This is a genomic window from Actinomadura violacea (assembly GCF_017573465.1).
Lineage (GTDB): Bacteria > Actinomycetota > Actinomycetes > Streptosporangiales > Streptosporangiaceae > Spirillospora > Spirillospora violacea.
This window is the reverse complement of record NZ_JAGEPF010000010.1, coordinates 131,377-149,927: the sequence shown is the minus strand read 5'-3', so window position 1 is coordinate 149,927 and position 18,551 is coordinate 131,377. Positions and strand designations below refer to the sequence as shown.

The window sequence follows — 18,551 nt, the reverse complement described above, 5'->3', positions numbered from 1 at the left end:
ACCTGTGCCTCGGGCCGCGCGCACCGCGGCGGCCGGGAGAGCGCCCCCAGCGGGCGCGAGGGGCGCTCTCCCAGCCTTTGCATTGCCTTTGGCGTCAGGCGCTGGAGCGCCTTCCTTCGGCGGGCAATGCGGCGATCGCTGCATCGCTCCGGCTCGCCCAGGGGCTCGCTGCGCGATCAGGTTCTCGCAAGCTCGAACCTGGCTTCGCACGCGATCGCAACGTTTCGGTCCATGACGGCGAGGGTTAAGGACGGTCCAGTGCGGGCGGGGTGCTGGCTGAAGGCGGGGCTACAGCTCTTGCCAGGGGATCTGGGGGCGGTCGGGGGCGACGACCGCCAGGGACTGGCCGCCGCGGACCATCTCGCCCGGGTCGGACGTCAGCCGGAAGCGGGCGTTCGGCCGGTGCGACTCGCCGACGGCGAGCAGGGTGCTGCCGCGGCGCAGGAGGAAGATCGCCACGTCCAGGCGGGGCCACTCGCCGGCGCCGTCGGGGACGTCCACGCGGTAGAGAGTGCCGTCGGCGTCGAGCGTGCTGGCGAGATTGTGGTAGATCGCGGCGACGCCGGGATTGCGGATCGCGACGGCGACCACGGCGGGGTCGTCGATGTCGACCGGCTCGATGTCCGGGCCGACGAGGGCGAGCGCCTCGGTGATCTCGGCCCGGCGGCCGCCGTCGTGCACGCCCGCCAGCAGGTGCACGGACGGCTCGCCGTGGCGCCGCAGGTAGGCCGAGACGCCCAGCATCACCCGCACGGTCTCGTCGTCGGTGCGGCCGACCACCACGACCGTCCGCGCCGCGTCCAGGCACGCCCGCCCGTAGGCGGTGTCGTCGAAGGCGATCACGTCGTACAGCTCCGGGTCGGGGTTCTCACCGGTCAGCTGGCCCGGCCAGAAGACGGTGACGACCGGGGTACGGGCGAACTCGGGATCGGCGCGCAGCTGGGTGATGATGGCGCGCAGCCCGTCCCGCTCGTATCCGACGACCACGATGTGCCGCTTGGCATGCAATTGCGCCTGGCCGTTGGCCCGCATCGTCCTGCCCTTCGCCATCCAGAGCGTCAGCTCGGCGAACAGCACGAGCCCCGCGGTGAGCCCGGCCACGATCACGATCACGCCGCCGATCCGGCCGCCCGTCGAGGACGGGTAGAGGTCGCCGTAACCGGTGGAGGTGCCGCTGACGAAGAAGTACCAGATGTAGTTCCACGGCCGCTTGATCTCGGCGCCGGGCTTCTCGAACACCGCGATCAGCAGCCAGCCGGTGCCGAACGCCCCGAGCAGCACCAGGGCCGGCGCGCGCCAGGACCGCGCCGCGACGCGGTGCGCCAGGCGCAGCAGGATGATCGGCATTCGCGCAGCGTGCCAGCAGGCGAAAAACCCCGTCAAGTCTTGAATGCCGCAAAATGCCAGGGAAAGTGATCACGGTGCGTGATCGGGCCGGACGATGGCCGGAGGCGGCCATCCGCCCGGTCAGCCGGCGGGGCCGCGCCTCAGCACCCGGCTCAGCGCCGCCGCGACCTCCTCCGACAGCCCGCGGTCGTCCCTCGGGGCCGCGCTCGACGGCACCAGGTCCGCGGGACGGGGGCCGTCGCGAACCGCCTCCCGGGTGTGACCGCAGTCGCGGCACTCGACCTCGCCGAGCCGGCAGACCAGCACGACGGACCCGCAGGCCGCGCAGCGGTCGAGGCCGTCCGCCCAGTCGTGGGCGGTCTGGCAGCCGGGGCAGACCAGCACCTGGTGGTCGGCCCGGACACCGCGTCTCCACGGGCTCGCCCCGCGCACGGGGTCGGTCTGCCGCGCCCCGCAGCGGAAGCAGGGCATCACACCTCCAGGGGTGCGGGGGCCGGATCCGGCCGCGGGACGCGCCGCGCGGCCGGGACCGGCCCGTTTCGCTCAGAGCCCGGCGAGCGCCTTGCGGTACTCGTCGAGGTCGCGTGCGTCCGGGATGGCGTTCACGACCTTCCAGCGGACCACGCCCTGCGCGTCGATGATGAAGGTGCCGCGCAGCGCGAGCCCCTTCTCCTCGTCGAACACGCCGTAGCGCTGCGCCGTCCCGCCGTGCGGCCAGAAGTCCGACAGCAGCGGGAACTGGTACTTCTCCTGCTCGGCCCAGGCGCGCAGCGCGAACACCGAGTCGACCGACACGGCCAGCACCTGCACGTCGTCGCCGCCGAGCGTGGGCAGCTCGTCCCTGATCTGGCACAGCTCGCCCGTGCACACGCCGCTGAACGCCAGCGGATAGAACACCAGGACGACGCTCTTCTCGCCCCGGAAGTCCGAAAGCTTCACCGGGGTGCCGTGCTGGTCCTTCAGCTCGAAGTCCGGTGCGCTCTGGCCTACCTCAACCGACAAAGCCTCTCCCGCGGATCGTCCCCGCCCGGGCGGGGGGTGTGGGCGCCCCCACGGGCGTGGGGGACGGGCCCAGTCTGCCACCCGCCGCCGGAGCCGGACGGCCCGGCCGCCCGCCGTCGCGGCGGGCGGCACCGGGCCGTGCGGCTACTTGTGGCCCTTCGGCGCGACCAGCCGCGTTCCGGACCACTCCTTCGCGGCGCTGACGCTGCTCGTCTGCGACAGGCCGGCCGTCTGCGCGGCCTCGCCGATGTCGCTGGGCTCCACGTGCCCGTCCCGGCCCGCCTTCGGGGTCAGCAACCAGATGTTGCCGCCGCCGGTGAGCGGGATCATCGCGTCGGTCAGGCCCTCGAACAGGTCGCCGTCCTCCTCGCGCCACCACAGCAGCACGATGTCGACCACGTCCTCGTAGTCCTCGTCGACCAGCTCGGTCCCCGTGACGGCCTCGACGGAGCGGCGGAGCTCCTCGTCGACGTCGTCGTCGTAGCCGATCTCCTGCACCACCTGGCCCGGCTTGAGGCCGAGCCGTTCGGCCAGGCTGCGCTCAGACTGCGCCTGACCCGCGGTCGCGCTCACGAAAGTCCTCCCATTGTCGTCAGTCCGCACGGTGTCCCGCGCATTTCTCGTTTCCAGGCCCCCGTGCCGGGCGGCCTACCGCACCCGTGCGGTGTTTGCGGGACAGTCCACACAAGTGAGGGCCCCTAGCGCAAGTGTCTTCCCGGCTTTTGGTGGGCTCATTGGCCCGATCACGGCGGTCGCCGTCACCGGGCCTCCACAGAGGGTGACGGCACGCGGCCGTCCCCGGGTCCCGTGACAGGACCGTTCCCCCGTTCACCCCGTTCATCCCCGCAGAAAGGACAGCCTGACCTGCCGGTCCGGGTTGTCCACGTTGAGGTCGACCAGGGCGACCGACTGCCAGGTCCCGAGCGCGAGCCGGCCGTCCACCACCGGAAGCGCCGCGTACGGCGGGACGAGCGCCGGCATGACGTGCGAGCGGCCGTGCCCCCGCGACCCGTGCCGGTGCCGCCACCGGTCGTCGGCCGGGAGCAGGTCGCCGAGCGCGGCGAGCAGGTCGTCGTCGCTGCCCGAGCCCAGTTCGATGATCGCGATGCCCGCGGTGGCGTGCGGCACGAACACGTGCAGCAGGCCGTCCCCGCCGCCTGCGGCGGCGAACCGCTCGCACTCGGCCGTGATGTCGTGCACGACCTCCTGTGTACCGGTGGTCACCCGGACCACGGTGCTCTCCATGATCGCAGGTCTACCCGATCCGCGGCGCCGGACGCATCCCGGCGCGCGCGGATCGGGCCCGGCGCGCCCCGTCCGCTACCGGACGGGGTGCCGGGCGGCCTCGCGGGACTCGACGACGGCGTCCGGCCCCGGGTAGACCAGCGCCTCGTGGCCGTCCTCGAACCGGACCACGTACGGCGGCCCTCCGCTGTCGCCGCGGATCTCGATGATCTCGCCCACGCGGTCGTGCTGCCCGACGACCGCGCCGTGGACGTGCAGCAGGTCCCCGATTCGCGCGTTCATGGCTCCCCTCCGATCTCGTCGAAAAACGGCTCCTCGAAAGGTGCGTACCCCGGTTGACCGGGGAGAATGGTTACCGGTTGGTAGAGATGCGTTAGCCGTCACGAACGACGACGATGGATCACGAAACCGGGCGGTGGGACACCTCCGCCGGGGACCGCGGCCCGCCGAACGGCGGACCCGGTCCCACCAGCAAAGACGGCAAGCACAGAGGGGATCCCGTGGCTTCCGGACGTCAACGCTTTTCGATCATCAGCGACGGCCTGCCGAGCCAGCTGCCGGACATCAACCCGGACGAGACCCGGGAGTGGCTGGAATCGCTGGACACGGTCATCAAGACCGAGGGCCGCGGCAGGGCGCGGTACGTGATGCTCCGCCTCCTGGAAAGGGCACGGGAACTGCAGGTCGGGGTGCCCGGGCTGCGGAGCACCGACTTCATCAACACGATCCCGCCGGAGTCGGAGCCCTGGTTCCCCGGCGACGAGCACGTCGAGCGCCGCATCCGCGCCTACATCCGGTGGAACGCGGCGATCATGGTGTCGCGGGCGAACCGCCCCGAGCTCGGCGTCGGCGGCCACATCGCCACCTACGCCTCCGCCGCGTCCCTGTACGAGGTCGGCTTCAACCACTTCTTCCGCGGCAAGGACCACGGCGAGTCCGGCGACCAGGTGTTCATCCAGGGGCACGCCGCGCCCGGCATCTACGCGCGCGCGTTCCTGGAGGGACGGCTGCCGGAGGAGAAGCTCGACGGGTTCCGGCAGGAGCAGTCGCACCCCGGCGGCGGCCTGTCGTCCTACCCGCACCCGCGGCTCATGCCGGACTTCTGGGAGTTCCCCACCGTCTCCATGGGCCTCACCGCGATCGACTCGGTGTACCAGGCGCGGTTCAACCGCTACCTCTACAACCGCAAGATCAAGGACACCTCCCGCTCGCACGTGTGGGCGTTCCTCGGCGACGGCGAGATGGGCGAGCCGGAGTCGCTCGGCGCGATCGGGCTGGCCGCCCGCGAGGAGCTGGACAACCTCACCTTCGTCGTCAACTGCAACCTCCAGCAGCTGGACGGCCCGGTACGCGGCAACGGCAAGATCATCCAGGAGCTGGAGTCGTTCTTCCGCGGCGCCGGCTGGAACGTCATCAAGGTCATCTGGGGCCGCGACTGGGACCCGCTGCTCGCCCAGGACGTCGACGGCGTGCTGGTCAACCAGATGAACACCACCCCCGACGGGCAGTTCCAGACCTTCTCGGTGGAGACCGGCGACTACATCCGGGAGAAGTTCTTCGGCGCCGACCCGCGGCTCCGCAAGATCGTCCAACACCTGCCGGACGACGACCTGCGCAAGCTGTCGCGCGGCGGGCACGACTACCGCAAGGTGTACGCGGCGTTCAAGGCCGCCCGCGAGCACGTCGGCCAGCCGACCGTGATCCTCGCGCACACCATCAAGGGCTGGACGCTCGGGTCCGACTTCGAGGCCCGCAACGCCACCCACCAGATGAAGAAGCTCACCAAGGCCGAGCTGAAGGAGTTCCGGGACCGCCTGTACCTCGACATCCCGGACTCGGCGCTGGAGGCGCCGCTGCCGCCCTACTACCACCCGGGCGAGGACTCCGACGAGATCCAGTACATGCGCGAGCGCCGCGCCGCCCTCGGCGGGTTCCTGCCGAAGCGCGTCGTGCGCGCCAAGCCGCTCAAGCTGCCCGGCGACCCCGTCTACAGCGAGCTGCGCAAGGGCTCCGGCAAGCAGAACGTCGCGACCACGATGGCGTTCGTCCGGCTGCTCAAGGACCTGATCAAGGACGAGAACCTCGGCGCCCGGTTCGTCCCGATCGCCCCGGACGAGTACCGGACGTTCGGCATGGACTCGCTGTTCCCCACGTCCAAGATCTACTCGCCGCACGGGCAGACCTACGACGCGGTGGACCGCAAGCTGCTGCTGTCCTACAAGGAGGCCGAAAGCGGCCAGATGCTCCACGAGGGCATCAGCGAGGCCGGCTCGATGGCCTCCACGATCGCCGCCGGCACCGCGTACGCCACGCACGGCGAACACATGATCCCCGTCTACATCTTCTACTCGATGTTCGGGTTCCAGCGGACCGGCGATCAGATGTGGGCGCTCGGCGACCAGATGGGCCGCGGGTTCCTGCTCGGTGCCACCGCCGGCCGCACCACCCTCACCGGCGAGGGCCTGCAGCACGCCGACGGCCACTCCCCCCTGCTCGCCGCCGCGAACCCCGCCTGCGTCCACTACGACCCGACGTGGGCGTTCGAACTGGCGCACATCACCAAGGACGCGCTGCGCCGCATGTACGGCACGTCCGAGGAGCACCCGCAGGGCGAGAACGTCTTCTACTACCTCACCGTCTACAACGAGCCCTACCAGCAGCCCGCCGAGCCCGAGGGCCTCGACGTCGACGGCCTGCTCAAGGGCCTCTACCGGTTCCGCGCGGCGCCGGAGGTGTCGACGGGCAACGGGCAGCCGCCCCGGGCGCAGATCCTCGCGTCCGGCGTCGGCGGCCGGTGGGCGCTGGAGGCCCAGCGGATGCTCGCCGAGGACTGGGGCGTCGCCGCGGACGTGTGGTCGGCGACGTCGTGGAACGAGCTGGCCCGCGAGGCCCGCGAGTGCGACGAGCAGAACCTGCTCAACCCCGACGCCGAGCAGCGCGTCCCCTACGTCACCCGGACGCTGGACAACGTCGCCGGCCCGATCGTCGCGGTGTCGGACTTCATGCGCGCGGTGCCCGACCAGATCGCGCCATGGGTGAACGGGGACTTCACCTCGCTCGGCACCGACGGGTTCGGGTTCTCCGACACCCGCGCCGCCGCCCGCCGGTTCTTCCACGTGGACGCCGCGTCGATCGTCCTCGCGGTGCTCACCCGGCTGGCCCGGCACGGCGAGATCAAGCCGGAGGCGCTGCCCGAGGCGATCCGCCGCTACCACCTCGACGCCGAGGTCAGCGACGTCTTCGCCGGCGGTGTCGGCAGCGCCGAGAGCAACACCGGCGGCGAGAGCTGAGCCGGTGATCGCGGAGGTGTAGGCCGCGATCACCCGCGCGAGGGGCCCCGGGCGGACGCCCGGGGCCCCTCGTCGTGCCGGCGGTCAGGAGGCCGGCGGGGTGAAGACACCGAACTGGTTGCCGGACGTGTCCTCCAGGTAGGCGAACGTGAGGCCGCTCGGCGCGGTCACCGCGGGCATCGCGACCTTGCCGCCGCACTGCACGGTCCGCTCGCAGACGGCGTCGACGTCCTCGACCAGGACCAGGAACATCGCGTGGCTGCGGGACGCGTCCGGCTCGTGCGAGACGCCCCCGGCGGGCGCCTCGGCGCCCGGGTAGGCGATCAGGTCGTAGCCGCCGTCCGGGTCCCCCGAGAACGTCCAGCCGAACATCTCGCCGTAGAACCGGCGGGCCTCCTCCGGGGCGTCGGTGCCGACCTGGAACCAGGCGACGGTGTTGAAAGCGGGAACGGTCATCGGTCTCCTCCTTGGAACGCTGTGGGCATCAGGTTCGAGGAGTCCCGCGACAGCCCCCTGTCGGGGTTTCCGAACAAGTTCCGGCCGGCCGACCCGAACTCCGCCCACACGACCGTCCCCGGCCCGTCCGGCCGGAACCCCCAGCTCCGCGCCAGGGCGTCCACGATCCGCAGCCCCCGCCCGCTCTCCCCGCCCGTCTCCGCCCCGAGCCGCGGACGCCCGCCGCCCCCCTCGTCGGCGACCTCCAGCCGCAGCAGACCGTCCCCGGCCAGCAGGCTCACCGTCACCCGCCCCGACACCGTGTGCGTGACGGCGTTGCAGACGAGCTCGCTCACCACCGTGACCAGGTCGTCCAGCCCCGGATGGTCCGGAGGCAGCATGTCCCGCAGGAACCGCCGCGCGTGCCCGACGGACCGCCCGACACCCGGAAGCGTGAGCGCGCCCACCACGACCAGCCCGCCCGGACCCGTCCCTCTGTTCTCGGGCGCTCCCATCATGCGCCTCCCCTCGACTCGGAAACGCCCGCCACATTCGCCGTTCGCCAGGCCCCCCGCACCGCCTCTGAACGTTTCCCGACTGAACGTTCAACGGGTCACCGATCCAACACACTCAGTGACATTCTTGAAGGATGCCTTCCGGTACCGCCCCCACCGTCCGCCAGCGCCGGATCGGCTCGGCGCTCCGCAAAGCCCGCGACCGCCACAACCTGACCGTCGCCACCGTCGCCCGCCGCTTCGGCCGCTCGCAGGGCTGGATGAGCATGGTCGAGAACGGCCTCCAGACGATCTCCCCCGACGAACTCAGCGACCTCCTCGACCTCTACGCCATCGAGGACGGCCCCCTCCGCGAATCCCTCCTCCACCTCGCCACCCACACCCCCGGTTCATGGAAGCGGACGTACGAGTACCGGATCTCCGCCGCCGCCCTGGACCTGGCCAGCCTGGAAGAGGACGCCGCCGAAATCCGCAACTTCGAGCCCAGCATCGTCCCCGGGCTTCTCCAAATCCCCGAGTACACGAAGGAACTCATCGCCGTCGGCCCTGCCAAACGGCCGCGCAACGCCAAGACGCTGGTCGATTTCCGGCTCTCTCGCCAGCAGGTACTAGAGCGCCCAGACCCACCTCGCTATATGCCGATCATCACGGAGGCGGTCCTCCACAACCAGGTCGGCGCGGATCCCGCGATCCTGCGCGCACAAATTCGGCGACTGGCCGAAGCCGCCCGGCTCGATCACGTGGACCTGCGCGTGCTCCCCAGGACAGGCAGCGCGTACCTCTGGTTCGGCAGCCCGCACCTTCTCATCTCCCTGCGCCCACCCGGGCAACTCACCGTGTCCGTGGTCGACCAGTTCGCCCGAAGCCTCTTCGTGGAAGACGAGGAGGAGGTTTCAGCCCACGAGGAGACCTTCGAACTTCTGCTCTCGGCAGCCCTGAGCAGAACCGCTTCGTTGAAGCTGATAGACGAGATAGCGTCGCAATCATGAGCACTCCCGCATTGATCCAGCCCGCCTGGCGTAAGAGCAGCCACAGCGGCGGCAACGAAGGCAACTGCGTCGAACTCGCAGACCTTGACGGGCGCGTCGGCGTCCGCGACAGCAAGAACCCCACCGCCGGACACCTCACCCTCACCCGCCACGAGTTCGCCGCACTCCTCACCCACCTGCGGCCGTGACCGCCCCGGCCCACTGGCGCAAAAGCAGCCACAGCGGCGGCGACGAAGGCGAGTGCGTGGAGGTCGCCGACCTGGACGGCCAGGTCGGCGTCCGCGACAGCAAGAACCCCGACGCTGGACACCTCACCCTCACCCGCCACGACTTCACCGCGCTCGTCGCACACTTGACGTCACAGCCGTGACCGCCCCGACCCACTGGCGCAAGAGCACCCATAGCGACGGCGACGAAGGCGAGTGCGTCAAGGTCGCCAGCCTCGACGAGGGCATCGGTGTTCGGGACAGCAAGAACCCGGGCGCCGGGCCCCTCACTCTCACCCGCCACGAGTTCGCCGCCCTCCTCACCCACCTGACCTCACGACCATGATCCGCTGGCGCAAGAGCACCTACAGCGGCGGCGTCGAGAACAATTGTGTCGAACTCAGCGACGTGGACGGCCAGGTCGGCGTCCGCGACAGCAAGAACCCCGACGCCGGACACCTCACCCTCACCCGCCACGACTTCACCGCGCTCGTCGCACACATGACGTCACAGCCGTGACCGCCTCGGCCCACTGGCGCAAGAGCAGCCACAGCGGCGCCAATGAAGGTGAATGCGTCAAGGTCGCCGACCTCGACGAGGGCATCGGTGTTCGGGACAGCAAGAACCCGGGCGCCGGGCACCTCGCTCTCACCCGCCAGGGCTTCGCCGCCCTCCTCACCCACATGACCTCACAGCCGTGATCGGGCAGGGCAGCGGGACGAGGGTGGGCGATGGTTTCGCGGCGCAAGTGGCGTCTTAAGCCGACCAGGCCCGTCCTGGCAACTGGAGCGGAACGTAGGCCCTCGATCTTGTGTGGGCATGCCGGCCGCCCGGCTGTGCTGATGCCGGGCGGCCATGCGAGGCGCGGGCTGCGTTGTCATGCGGCCCAGTCGAGGGTCGGGTCGGGTGGTCCGCTGCCGGTCCGCCGATGCGCGTCCGGTGGTGGGAGCAGCCGGTAGACGTAGCGCCCGTCTGGGTCTTTGGTGATGTGGATCTGGTCGGGGCTGGTGTGTTTGAACCGGTTGTGCCATCCGCAGGTGAGGGCGAGTTGATCGATGTCGGTGGGTGACCTGCCGAGTGCCCATCCGCCGACGTGGTCCACTTCGCACAGTGTCCCCGGCGTTTCGCATTCGCGTACCGCGCAGGTGGGGTAGAGGGTTTCGAGGACTTGGCGTTGGGCTGCGCTGGCGAACCGTTCCCGGTAGCCCAGGTAGAGCGGGGTGTTGCCTTGTCCGAGGAGCAGGGGTGACACTCCGGCGGCCAGCGCGATGCGGCGGGCTTGGGCGGCGGGGATCGGTGTCCCGTCGGTGAGGCGGGCGGGGGCGTTGCCGCCGGTGAGGGTGTCCAGGTCGCAGATGACGGTGACCTTGGTGGCCTTGTGTCCGCCGGACAGGACGCTGGACAGGGCGGCGGCGGTGCGCTCGCTCACGTCCCGGCGGTCGTCGGGCCCGGCCGGCTTGGCGAGCGGCGCGAGGGTGCCGTCCCAGATCGCGGCGTCCTCAGGGTTCAGCCAGCCCTTGATGTACCGGCCACCGTCCAGCGAACGTGTCGTCGTGATCCACGACTTGTCGTACCCGCGCTTGGAATCCTCGTCCGGCGCATCCTCACTACCGTCGCGCTCGGCGATGACGTCACGGATCCGCTGCCCGAACGAGGCGACCTTCCCAGCCGAGAAGCCCTGATCGGCCATCTCCAACAGCGTGGCCTCGGCCTGCGCGCAGTCGATGTCGTCCAGCCGCGCGACCGAGTCGGCGACGGTGGTGGCGTAGCCGTAGGACAGGTCTCCGGCCGCCAGCCGCTTGGCCACCTCCGGGAGGCGATGCCGCTGCCGCGCGAGCGTCAAGCGCTCCTTGGCGCGGCTCTCTCGCATGCCCAGCTTGGAGCGCAGCCATGCGCGAGTGGAGGGGTATCCCCACCGCTGCTGTTCTCCGGCGGCGTCCACCCGGCCGATGAGAGTCGCGAGCGCGCTTTCCTGCAGATCGGTGGCGGCTGCCAGTGACTCGGCCAATTCCAGGGACGCGGCGGCTGATTTGGGGGCTTGTCGGGTGGCGAGTTCAGTGGCGATGGTCGAGAGCGCGTTCACCAGTTCCATGGTGGACGCGGCCCCCAGCTCGACCGTCACTGATTGCATATATAAAGAATACCATGCGTGACCGGGAATCGAACCTCTGAGTGGGCATTTTTCAGGGTTGGATTTCCCAACCGACTCCGCCCGGCAATTTGCCCGACTCTGACTCTTTGCCCATTTCATCCCTTGGCTGGCGGCTCCTTTCGTCCCTTACGGAAGGGGGTGGTGGGGTGGCGCGACCCGGGGCGGGGCAGGCGGAGCCTGCCCCTAACGCTGCCTCAGGGGCCGCAGAGGCTCCAAAGTCAAGGGTGGACGAAGTCCATCGCGCAGCGACGCCGAAGGCGCCCTTGACTTTGGAGGGGCGGCCCCGTACGCCAGCGCCACCCCACCACCCGAACACCATCTCGCCCCAAGACCCGAACACCCCTCTCACCATTCATGCCATGACACCGAACACCGAACACCGAACACAAATCCCGCCCGATCACCGCACCCCGCCACCGCAGCACACTTACAGTTGCGGCACCGAAATGCATTTCGTCGAGAACACCAACCTCGGCGGATATCGGCCCCCGCGACAGCACTGACCCCGCCGCCGGACACCCCCACCCTCACCCCCACGACTTCGCCGACCTCCTCGCTCACCTGCGGCCATGACCACCCCGACCTGCTAGCACAAGAGCAGTTGCAGCGGCGGTCACGGAGGCGAGTGCGTCGAGATCGGCGGCCTTGGCGGACGTGTCGGCATCCGCGACAGCAAGAACCCCGACGCTGGGCACCCCACTCTCAGCCGTCGAGGGTTTGCCGCTCTCCTCGCCGTCCTGGGAGGGGCTGATCAGAGGGATTCGCCGTAGTGGTCTTCCTCCGCGTCGAACCTGCGTTGTTCCTCGTCCCTGCAGATCTCCACGCATTGCTTGCAGGTGGCCTCGCGCGGGTCGTCACGGACCTCGTCCGGGGAGACGTACTGGCCGCACAGCGTCTGGACGATGCCGTGCTTGTCCTTTTCCGGCAGGTGGAGCACGGGCTCCTCCGACTCGCTCATGGTCGAGACGTTACGCCGGTCGGACGAATCCGGTGGGGGCCGGACGAGCGTGCGCTCCGTGGCCGGACGGGCGTGCGCTCTGTCAGAACGGCAAGGCCAGCAGCCTGATCAGCCAGAGAACCACCGGGACGCTGAGGGCCACGCCTCAGATACCGGTCAGCATGAAGGCGACCAGGGCGATCCCCAGCCAGGCCACGCGGGTCGGCGCGAGCACGCGTGAGGGGTCCTCGGGGTCGTATCTGATCTCGTCGCGGCACCCTCGCGTCGCCGGGTGCGCCGTGACCTCCCGGCCGTCGAGCGTGCGGAAGTGGACGACGCAGGCGAGGTCGGCCTCGCTGTTCGGGTCCTTCTCGAATCGGGCGCGCACGGTGACGCCCCGCCGCCACATCACCCACCGCGTGTCCAACTCCGCCATGCCGACCCACAGGCGCAGGAAGGCGACGCCGGCCGGGAGGAGCAGCCAGGCGACCGGCCCGAGGAGACGGGGTTCCACCGGCAGCCAGAGGGCCAGGGGAAACCCCAGGACCACGTACCACAGCGCACGCCGCCACCACGGGCCGCCATGCAGGACGCGGTCACGCAGACCGGCCTGAACGCGCAGGGGCCACGCTCGTACCGGATGCCGCCATATCGGCTGCGGGTCCTCCGACGGGCGGGGATCGCTGATGATCGCTTCGATCTCCGCGCCGAGCGCGGCGACCATGGTCTCGTTGCGGTGCCGGACCGTCAGGGCCTCGACCTCCGTGTCCGCAAGGGGAGCACGGCCAGCGACCTCCCGGCGACCTCGACCTTGCGGATCCGTGTCCCGGGCACGACGACGGTCGTCCGCCCACGCTTCCAGTGCAGGGCGCCCTGCTCCACCCACACCCGGGTGCGGCCGCCGGCCAGGACGACCCCTGCTGCCGGCCGAGTGTTCGATTGCCCCACAGCAGCGGAGCATAGACGCGCCGGCCACCTCTGCGGAGGGTGGGCGAGCGGGGTTCTCAGACGAATTCGAGCGGGCGGACTACATAGTCGGACGGGACGTCGTCGTGCATGGCCTCGACGGGCCGTTCCGGGGCGGTCTCCTCCAGCAACGCGGCGCGGCGGACGCGGTCGGTGCGGAAGATGCGGCGGCCGCCGCGCTTGCGGCACCAGGCGGTCAGGTACCAGCCTCTGCTGGACGCGGTGAACGAGACGGGCTCGACGTCGCGTTCGGTCTCGGCGCCCGTCCGGTCGGTGTAGGTGAGGCGGACGACCCGGCGGGTCAGCACGGCCTCCTCCAGCACGGCGGGCACGGACGCCGGATCGTCGTCGCCGTCGGCGGGGATCAGGAAGCGGACGCGGTCGGCGAGCTCCCGTGCGGCGGCGCCGTCGTTCGCCGACATCGCGGCGACGATCTTGTGCAGGGCGGTGCGGGCGGACCGGGAGTACGGCGAGCCGCCCGCGCGGGCGAGGGTGATCGCGACGGCGACGGCCTCGGCGGGGGTGAAGTTCAGCGGCGGCAGGGTGCGGCTCTTGTCCAGCGTGTAGCCGCCGCCCCGGCCGACGTCGGCGTACACCGGCACGCCGCCCTGCTGGAGCGCGCCGATGTCGCGCTCGATCGTGCGGACGCTCACCTCGAACCGCGCGGCCAGCTCCCGGGCGCTGACCCGGCGCGGCGCGCAGGCCCGCAGTTCCTCCACGAGGGCGTACAAACGGTCGGTGCGGTTCACGCCGCGACGGTACGCGGCACCTCCGACATTCCGACGCCCCGTGGGCGTCGCCCCCGACGCCGTAGGCGTCGCCTCTGGCGCCGTAGGCGTCGCCTCTGGCGCCGTAGGCGTCGCCTCTGACGCCGTTCCCGCGCCCCCGCGGGCCTGACCATTGCCCCCCCTTCCGGCACCCCAACGGCTTGACCCTGACGCAGCGTCAACCCTTCATGCTGCCGCCATGAGCAACCCCCCAGCGGCCGGTCGCGGCCAGGGGCCTGCGATCCACGTGCAGGGCCTGGAGAAGTCGTACAAGGAGCTGCGCGTGCTGCGCGGCGTCGACCTGGAAGTGGAGCGGGGCTGCGTCTTCGCCCTGCTCGGCTCGAACGGGGCGGGCAAGACCACGGTGGTGCGGATCCTGTCCACGCTGCTCAAGGCGGACGCGGGGACGGCCCGAATCAACGGGTTCGACGTCGCGGCGCAGGCCGCAGACGTGCGCGCGTCCATCAGCCTCACCGGCCAGTTCGCGGCGGTCGACGGGATCCTCAGCGGCCGGGAGAACCTCGTCCTGGTCGCCCGGCTGCGGCATCTCAAGGACCCGGGCGGGATCGCCGACGGCCTACTGCGGCGCTTCTCGCTGACCGAGGCGGGCGACCGGAAGGCCACGACGTACTCCGGCGGCATGCGCCGCCGCCTGGACATCGCGATGAGCCTCATCGGGGACCCGCCCGTCGTCTTCCTCGACGAGCCGACGACCGGGCTGGACCCGGAGGCTCGCATCGAGGTGTGGCAGGCCGTCAAGGAGCTGGCCGAGGGCGGCACGACCGTGCTGCTGACCACCCAGCACCTGGACGAGGCCGAGCAGCTCGCCGACCGGATCGCGATCCTGCACCAGGGCCGGATCGTCGTCGAGGACACCCTGGACGGGCTCAGGCGGCTGCTGCCTCCCGCCGAGGTCGAGTACGTCGAGAAGCAGCCCTCCCTGGAGGAGATCTTCTTCGCGGTCGTCGGAGCGGACGGCCGGACCCCCGTGGACGAGGAGCAGAGATGACCGCGCACTTCCTGGGCGACACCGCCGTCCTCACCGGACGGACCCTGCGGCACGTCACCCGCAGCCTGGACACCCTCATCACGACGGCGGTCACACCGATCGCGATCATGCTGCTGTTCGTCTACGTGTTCGGCGGCGCCATCCGCACCGGCACGGCGTCGTACGTGGACTACATGCTCCCCGGCATCCTGCTCATCACGATCGCGTCCGGCATCTCCTACACGGCCTTCCGGCTGTTCACGGACATGCAGAGCGGGATCTTCGAGCGGTTCCAGTCGATGCCGATCGCGCGGTCGGGCGTGCTGTGGGCGCACGTGCTGACCTCGCTGGCGGCCAACGCGGTCTCGGTGGCGGCCGTCATCGGCGTCGCGCTGCTCATGGGCTTCCGGTCGGGCGCGGGCGCGGGGGCCTGGCTCGCGGTGACGGGCATCCTCGTCCTGTTCACCCTCGCGCTGACCTGGATCGCCGTCATCCCCGGCCTCACCGCGAAGAGCGTGGACGGCGCGGGCGCGTTCTCCTACCCGCTGGTCTTCCTGCCGTTCATCAGCTCGGCGTTCGTGCCGACCGGCACGATGCCCGGCCCGGTCCGCGCGTTCGCGCGGCATCAGCCGGTGACGTCCATCGTCGACACGATCCGCGCCCTGCTCGCGCAGCGTCCGGTCGGCGGCGGCCTGTGGACGGCGCTCGCCTGGTGCGCCGGCATCCTCGTCGTCGCCTACGTGCTCGCCGGCATCACCTACCGCCGCAGGATCTCCTGACGGGGCGGCGGGAGGATCGGAGCATGCTGACGATCGGGCAACTGGCCGCGTACGCCGGTGTGACGGTGCGCGCGGTGCGGCACTACCACCAGATCGGGCTGCTGCCCGAGCCGGAGCGGGACGCCTCGGGGTACCGGCGGTACGGCGCGACGGCGGTCGTGTCCCTCATCAAGATCCGCACGCTGGCCGACGCGGGCGTGCCGCTGTCGCGGATCGGCCACCTGCTCGAGGCCGACTCCGCGTCGTTCGCCGAGGGCGTCCGGCGGATCGACGACCGCCTGCGCGAGGAGATCGCACGGCTGGAGAACAGCCGCGAGCAGATCGCGCGGCTCGCCGCCGGGGACGGCCTGGTGCTCCCGCCGGAGATCGTCTCCTATCTCGACCGGCTGCGGGGGCTCGGGGTGTCGGAGCGGATCGTGGAGGGCGAGCGGGACGGGTGGATCCTCGTCTCGGCCCGCTGGCCCGACCGCGTCCGCGCGTTCATGCCCGGGAAGTTCGCGCAGCTGGAGGATCCGCGCATCGTCCGGCTCTACCGGGTGCTGTCGGAGATCATCGAAGGGGAGCCGGGCGACGACCGGCTCCTGGTGGAGGCCGCCGACATCATGGCCGGCCTGTTCGAGCAGGCGTACGCCGACGGCCAGGCCGAGTTCGGCGCGACGGTCGGCGACCACCTGCCGTTCGACCTGCTGGAGTCCCTCGCGCTCGAGGCCGATCCGCGGGCGGAGCGGATGCTGGAGCTGATGCGCGAGCGGGGCTGGAACGGCTGGACCCGGATGGAGCGGCTCCCGAAGCGTCCCGGCCGGCCTGCTAGAGGGCGCGCAGGAAGCCGATCAGGGCGTCGTTGACCTCGGCGGGCCGCTCCTGCTGCGTCCAGTGGCCGCACCCCGGCAGCCAGACGGTGTCGCGCAGGTTGGGCACGAAGTCGGCCAGGTGCTCGACGGCGTGCGCGGCACCGGTCGCGACGAGGTCGCGGTCGCCGGCGATGTAGAGGGCGGGCGGGCTGATCTGGGCGCGGTGCCAGGCGGCGGTGAGTTCCCAGTTGCGGTCGAGGTTGCGGTACCAGTTGATAGGCCCGGTGAACCCGCTGCCCGCGTACTCGGCGACGTAGGCGGCGATGTCGTCGTCGGTGAGCCAGCCGGGGAGCTTCTCCGGGTCGGGGCAGGTGTCCAGGACGCCGCCGCCCTCCGGCGCGATCAGCGCGGTGCCGGGGCCGTCGCCGGACGCGGCGTACAGCATCCGGCGGAACGCGGCGGCGCGGTCGCGGTCGAACTCGGCCTCGGGGGCGTCCGGCTCCTGGAAGCGGACCATGTAGAAGCCGTCGCCGAACATCCGCCGCATCGACGCGACCGGCGGCTTGGAGCTGCGCGGGCGGTACGGCACCGACATCCCGACGACGCCGCGGACCCGGTCGGGGCGCATCTGCGCGGTGTGCCAGGCGACGGGCGCGCCCCAGTCGTGCCCGATCACGACGGCCCGGCCCTCGCCGAGCGCCTCGATCAGGCCGACCGCGTCCCCCACCAGGTGCAGGATCGAGTAAGAACCGGGATCGGCGGGGCCGCCGGTCCGGGCGTAGCCGCGCTGGTCGGGCGCGACGGCGTGGAACCCGGCCTCGGCGAGCGCCGTGAGCTGGTGGCGCCAGGAGTACCAGCACTCGGGGAAGCCGTGCAGGAGCAGGACGAGCGGGCCCTCCCCCGCCTCGGCGACGTGCATCCGCAGTCCGCTCTGCGACTCGACGAAGCGATGCGTGATCTCGGTCATCGGAACCCTCTCGCCCGTCAGCGGATGCCGCCCCAACGCTAGCCTCTCCTCAAGATCGATTACGAACGGACCAGGCGAAGGAGCAGGACGCCGATGTACGACGGCGGCGATGGGCAGGGCGGACCGGGCGGACCGGGCGGCGGCGGGGCGCCGGGGCGGCCGGCGGTGGGGGCGGGCAACACCCTCACGGTCACCTACCGGGCCCCGGGCGGCGAGGAGACCTACCTGGCCAAGGTGTCCGGGCCGGGGCTCCCGACCCCGTTCTGGCAGGTGTGGGAGGAGCTGCAGCGGCTCGGCGTGCCCCCGCAGAGCGTGTCGGCGGCGCACTCGGAGATCGAGCCGTGCCGCCTGCCCGGCTGCTACTGCGACGCGCAGCTGCGCGAGTTCGCCTTCCCGCACGCCGAGATCTCGTGCGGCCGGCCCTACGGGGAGACCAGGGCGGAGCGGGACGCCGCCGTCGCGGCGAACGCCGAGCAGGCGGCGATGATGGCGCAGCTGATGGGGCAGCCCGCCGCGCCCGCGGCGTCGCCCGTCCCCGTGCCGGCGGTGCCGGAGGCTCCCCCGCTGGACGGCGCGCAGCTCGGCCGCGTGCTGGCGTCGGCGTTCGGCCCGGACGGCGTCCGCCGCTACCCGCGGGACGAGCTGGAGCGCCTCCGCGTCCCGGCGCCGCAGGCGGCGGCGCTCGCCGAGGCGGGCCTGCCGGCGAAGGTGCCGCACATCTTCCAGGCATGGACCGCCAAGCCCGCGGCCGTGCAGCTGCGGGAGCGGCGCAGCCCGCTGTCGGACCAGGCGCTGGCCAACCTGGACGCGCTGGTCAGCATCGGCGGCGACGGCCACTGCCTGTTCAGCGTGATGATCGCCGGCCCGCCGCACATCATCGGCCGCGTGTGGGCCGTGGACCCGAACAGCGGGAAGACCCGCTTCGTCAACACCGGACCGGCGGAGCTCGCGCGTTCGCTGACGCTGCTCGCGCGGGGGCGGCAGCGGATGCGGGGGCTCGACCCGTACGCAGCGGGCGCGATGGTGGAGCGGATCCAGGAGCAGCTGGCGGCCGTCGACCCGTCCGCCTTCCACGGCGAGGACCGCTGGTGGTCGCTCGTCGTCGAGCAGATGTGGAACGGCCTGCTGTAAGGGCCGCCCATACCATCCGTCAAGGGATTGTGTGCCGGGGCCAC

Annotated in this window: 24 protein-coding genes and 1 pseudogene; 12 read left to right on the top strand and 13 right to left on the bottom strand. The window is 71.3% G+C overall.

The annotated features are described in order from the left end of the window. Positions 1–288 precede the first annotated feature (288 nt). The 6 genes from J4709_RS17230 to J4709_RS17205 all read right to left on the bottom strand — a co-directional run bounded on the left by J4709_RS17230 (position 289) and on the right by J4709_RS17205 (position 3,876). Complete coding sequence (locus J4709_RS17230) at positions 289–1,347, bottom strand: potassium channel family protein (RefSeq protein ID WP_208241886.1); 1,059 nt, start codon at positions 1,345–1,347, stop codon at positions 289–291. A gap of 120 nt (positions 1,348–1,467) precedes the next feature. Beyond that, a complete protein-coding gene (locus tag J4709_RS17225; RefSeq protein ID WP_208241885.1) occupies positions 1,468–1,818 on the bottom strand; it encodes a hypothetical protein in 351 nt (116 codons plus the stop codon). Positions 1,819–1,890: 72 nt separating this feature from the next. Next, positions 1,891–2,349, bottom strand: coding sequence for a peroxiredoxin (locus J4709_RS17220; RefSeq protein WP_208241883.1), 459 nt, complete (start codon positions 2,347–2,349; stop codon positions 1,891–1,893). Between the two features lie 144 nt (positions 2,350–2,493). Beyond that, the gene (locus J4709_RS17215; protein ID WP_173095428.1) at positions 2,494–2,922 is read right to left on the bottom strand and encodes a DUF3052 domain-containing protein; all 429 of its coding nucleotides are present in this window, start codon (positions 2,920–2,922) and stop codon (positions 2,494–2,496) included. Positions 2,923–3,186: 264 nt separating this feature from the next. Continuing rightward, entirely contained in the window at positions 3,187–3,594 is a 408-nt protein-coding gene (locus J4709_RS17210) for a secondary thiamine-phosphate synthase enzyme YjbQ (RefSeq protein ID WP_208241881.1), read from the bottom strand. Between the two features lie 75 nt (positions 3,595–3,669). Continuing rightward, positions 3,670–3,876 carry a DUF1918 domain-containing protein gene (locus J4709_RS17205; protein WP_208241879.1) on the bottom strand — a complete coding sequence of 69 codons (207 nt, stop codon included), beginning with the start codon at positions 3,874–3,876 and terminating at the stop codon, positions 3,670–3,672. A 218-nt stretch (positions 3,877–4,094) separates the two neighbouring features. Here J4709_RS17205 and aceE point away from each other — a divergent pair, with 218 nt between their 5' ends. Next, on the top strand, positions 4,095–6,884 hold the full coding sequence (gene aceE, locus J4709_RS17200; protein ID WP_372442102.1) for a pyruvate dehydrogenase (acetyl-transferring), homodimeric type: 2,790 nt from the start codon (positions 4,095–4,097) through the stop codon (positions 6,882–6,884). Positions 6,885–6,968: 84 nt separating this feature from the next. Here aceE and J4709_RS17195 read toward each other — a convergent pair whose 3' ends face one another. Both J4709_RS17195 and J4709_RS17190 read right to left on the bottom strand, forming a co-directional pair. Then, positions 6,969–7,340, bottom strand: coding sequence for a VOC family protein (locus tag J4709_RS17195; RefSeq protein WP_208241877.1), 372 nt, complete (start codon positions 7,338–7,340; stop codon positions 6,969–6,971). Then, the gene (locus J4709_RS17190) at positions 7,337–7,837 is read right to left on the bottom strand and encodes an ATP-binding protein (RefSeq protein ID WP_208241875.1); all 501 of its coding nucleotides are present in this window, start codon (positions 7,835–7,837) and stop codon (positions 7,337–7,339) included. Before J4709_RS17190 ends, J4709_RS17195 begins: the two co-directional genes overlap by 4 nt. Positions 7,838–7,968: 131 nt before the next feature. Here J4709_RS17190 and J4709_RS17185 point away from each other — a divergent pair, with 131 nt between their 5' ends. From J4709_RS17185 to J4709_RS17160, 6 genes are read left to right on the top strand one after another with little or no spacing between them, the layout of a single operon-like run. Beyond that, positions 7,969–8,823, top strand: coding sequence for a helix-turn-helix domain-containing protein (locus J4709_RS17185; protein ID WP_208241873.1), 855 nt, complete (start codon positions 7,969–7,971; stop codon positions 8,821–8,823). Continuing rightward, a complete protein-coding gene (locus J4709_RS17180) occupies positions 8,820–9,011 on the top strand; it encodes a DUF397 domain-containing protein (protein ID WP_208241871.1) in 192 nt (63 codons plus the stop codon). The genes J4709_RS17185 and J4709_RS17180 overlap by 4 nt, the downstream gene beginning before the upstream one ends. Further along, positions 9,008–9,193, top strand: a complete 186-nt coding sequence (locus tag J4709_RS17175) for a DUF397 domain-containing protein (protein WP_208241869.1) — start codon at positions 9,008–9,010, stop codon at positions 9,191–9,193. The genes J4709_RS17180 and J4709_RS17175 overlap by 4 nt, the downstream gene beginning before the upstream one ends. Further along, on the top strand, positions 9,190–9,375 hold the full coding sequence (locus tag J4709_RS17170) for a DUF397 domain-containing protein (protein WP_208241867.1): 186 nt from the start codon (positions 9,190–9,192) through the stop codon (positions 9,373–9,375). Before J4709_RS17175 ends, J4709_RS17170 begins: the two co-directional genes overlap by 4 nt. Next, the gene (locus J4709_RS17165) at positions 9,372–9,548 is read left to right on the top strand and encodes a DUF397 domain-containing protein (protein WP_208241866.1); all 177 of its coding nucleotides are present in this window, start codon (positions 9,372–9,374) and stop codon (positions 9,546–9,548) included. The genes J4709_RS17170 and J4709_RS17165 overlap by 4 nt, the downstream gene beginning before the upstream one ends. Then, the gene (locus J4709_RS17160; protein WP_208241865.1) at positions 9,545–9,730 is read left to right on the top strand and encodes a DUF397 domain-containing protein; all 186 of its coding nucleotides are present in this window, start codon (positions 9,545–9,547) and stop codon (positions 9,728–9,730) included. The genes J4709_RS17165 and J4709_RS17160 overlap by 4 nt, the downstream gene beginning before the upstream one ends. A 176-nt stretch (positions 9,731–9,906) precedes the next feature. Here J4709_RS17160 and J4709_RS17155 read toward each other — a convergent pair whose 3' ends face one another. Continuing rightward, positions 9,907–11,160, bottom strand: a complete 1,254-nt coding sequence (locus J4709_RS17155; RefSeq protein WP_208241864.1) for an HNH endonuclease signature motif containing protein — start codon at positions 11,158–11,160, stop codon at positions 9,907–9,909. Between the two features lie 623 nt (positions 11,161–11,783). Here J4709_RS17155 and J4709_RS17150 point away from each other — a divergent pair. Continuing rightward, a pseudogene (locus J4709_RS17150) lies at positions 11,784–11,951 on the top strand (DUF397 domain-containing protein); the annotation flags it as partial. Here the strand turns inward: J4709_RS17150 and J4709_RS17145 are convergent. From J4709_RS17145 to J4709_RS17135, 3 genes are all read right to left on the bottom strand, one after another. After that, entirely contained in the window at positions 11,933–12,139 is a 207-nt protein-coding gene (locus tag J4709_RS17145; protein ID WP_208241863.1) for a hypothetical protein, read from the bottom strand. The pseudogene J4709_RS17150 and the gene J4709_RS17145 sit on opposite strands and share 19 nt — an antisense overlap. Before the next feature lie 145 nt (positions 12,140–12,284). Further along, positions 12,285–12,842: a DUF3592 domain-containing protein gene (locus tag J4709_RS17140; RefSeq protein ID WP_208241862.1), complete on the bottom strand. Its 558-nt coding sequence runs from the start codon at positions 12,840–12,842 to the stop codon at positions 12,285–12,287. 280 nt (positions 12,843–13,122) lie between these two features. After that, on the bottom strand, positions 13,123–13,833 hold the full coding sequence (locus J4709_RS17135; protein ID WP_208241861.1) for a helix-turn-helix transcriptional regulator: 711 nt from the start codon (positions 13,831–13,833) through the stop codon (positions 13,123–13,125). A 217-nt stretch (positions 13,834–14,050) separates the two neighbouring features. On the opposite strand from J4709_RS17135, the gene J4709_RS17130 reads away from it, so the two are divergent. Genes J4709_RS17130 through J4709_RS17120 form a run of 3 tightly spaced genes read left to right on the top strand, consistent with a single transcriptional unit; the run spans position 14,051 to position 16,463 of the window. Further along, a complete protein-coding gene (locus J4709_RS17130) occupies positions 14,051–14,860 on the top strand; it encodes an ABC transporter ATP-binding protein (RefSeq protein WP_208241859.1) in 810 nt (269 codons plus the stop codon). Further along, complete coding sequence (locus J4709_RS17125) at positions 14,857–15,618, top strand: ABC transporter permease (RefSeq protein WP_208241851.1); 762 nt, start codon at positions 14,857–14,859, stop codon at positions 15,616–15,618. The genes J4709_RS17130 and J4709_RS17125 overlap by 4 nt, the downstream gene beginning before the upstream one ends. A gap of 23 nt (positions 15,619–15,641) precedes the next feature. After that, a complete protein-coding gene (locus tag J4709_RS17120) occupies positions 15,642–16,463 on the top strand; it encodes a MerR family transcriptional regulator (protein WP_208241849.1) in 822 nt (273 codons plus the stop codon). Here the strand turns inward: J4709_RS17120 and J4709_RS17115 are convergent. After that, positions 16,426–17,376, bottom strand: coding sequence for an alpha/beta fold hydrolase (locus J4709_RS17115; RefSeq protein ID WP_208241848.1), 951 nt, complete (start codon positions 17,374–17,376; stop codon positions 16,426–16,428). The two genes, J4709_RS17120 and J4709_RS17115, sit on opposite strands and share 38 nt — an antisense overlap. 93 nt (positions 17,377–17,469) lie before the next feature. Between J4709_RS17115 and J4709_RS17110 the strand changes: the two genes are divergently transcribed. Beyond that, complete coding sequence (locus J4709_RS17110; RefSeq protein WP_208241847.1) at positions 17,470–18,507, top strand: SUKH-4 family immunity protein; 1,038 nt, start codon at positions 17,470–17,472, stop codon at positions 18,505–18,507. Positions 18,508–18,551 lie beyond the last annotated feature (44 nt).

Bases quoted from the DNA above. Each gene is read 5' to 3' on its own strand.
- J4709_RS17115 (WP_208241848.1), bottom strand. From the start codon at position 17,376: ATGACCGAGATCACGCATCGCTTCGTCGAGTCGCAGAGCGGACTGCGG.
- J4709_RS17110 (WP_208241847.1), top strand. From the start codon at position 17,470: ATGTACGACGGCGGCGATGGGCAGGGCGGACCGGGCGGACCGGGCGGC.
- J4709_RS17120 (WP_208241849.1), top strand. From the start codon at position 15,642: ATGCTGACGATCGGGCAACTGGCCGCGTACGCCGGTGTGACGGTGCGC.
- J4709_RS17155 (WP_208241864.1), bottom strand. From the start codon at position 11,160: ATGCAATCAGTGACGGTCGAGCTGGGGGCCGCGTCCACCATGGAACTG.
- J4709_RS17125 (WP_208241851.1), top strand. From the start codon at position 14,857: ATGACCGCGCACTTCCTGGGCGACACCGCCGTCCTCACCGGACGGACC.
- J4709_RS17185 (WP_208241873.1), top strand. From the start codon at position 7,969: ATGCCTTCCGGTACCGCCCCCACCGTCCGCCAGCGCCGGATCGGCTCG.
- J4709_RS17145 (WP_208241863.1), bottom strand. From the start codon at position 12,139: ATGAGCGAGTCGGAGGAGCCCGTGCTCCACCTGCCGGAAAAGGACAAG.
- J4709_RS17225 (WP_208241885.1), bottom strand. From the start codon at position 1,818: ATGCCCTGCTTCCGCTGCGGGGCGCGGCAGACCGACCCCGTGCGCGGG.
- J4709_RS17140 (WP_208241862.1), bottom strand. From the start codon at position 12,842: ATGGTCGCCGCGCTCGGCGCGGAGATCGAAGCGATCATCAGCGATCCC.
- J4709_RS17165 (WP_208241866.1), top strand. From the start codon at position 9,372: ATGATCCGCTGGCGCAAGAGCACCTACAGCGGCGGCGTCGAGAACAAT.
- J4709_RS17195 (WP_208241877.1), bottom strand. From the start codon at position 7,340: ATGACCGTTCCCGCTTTCAACACCGTCGCCTGGTTCCAGGTCGGCACC.
- J4709_RS17190 (WP_208241875.1), bottom strand. From the start codon at position 7,837: ATGATGGGAGCGCCCGAGAACAGAGGGACGGGTCCGGGCGGGCTGGTC.
- J4709_RS17130 (WP_208241859.1), top strand. From the start codon at position 14,051: ATGAGCAACCCCCCAGCGGCCGGTCGCGGCCAGGGGCCTGCGATCCAC.
- J4709_RS17210 (WP_208241881.1), bottom strand. From the start codon at position 3,594: ATGGAGAGCACCGTGGTCCGGGTGACCACCGGTACACAGGAGGTCGTG.
- J4709_RS17205 (WP_208241879.1), bottom strand. From the start codon at position 3,876: ATGAACGCGCGAATCGGGGACCTGCTGCACGTCCACGGCGCGGTCGTC.
- J4709_RS17230 (WP_208241886.1), bottom strand. From the start codon at position 1,347: ATGCCGATCATCCTGCTGCGCCTGGCGCACCGCGTCGCGGCGCGGTCC.
- J4709_RS17180 (WP_208241871.1), top strand. From the start codon at position 8,820: ATGAGCACTCCCGCATTGATCCAGCCCGCCTGGCGTAAGAGCAGCCAC.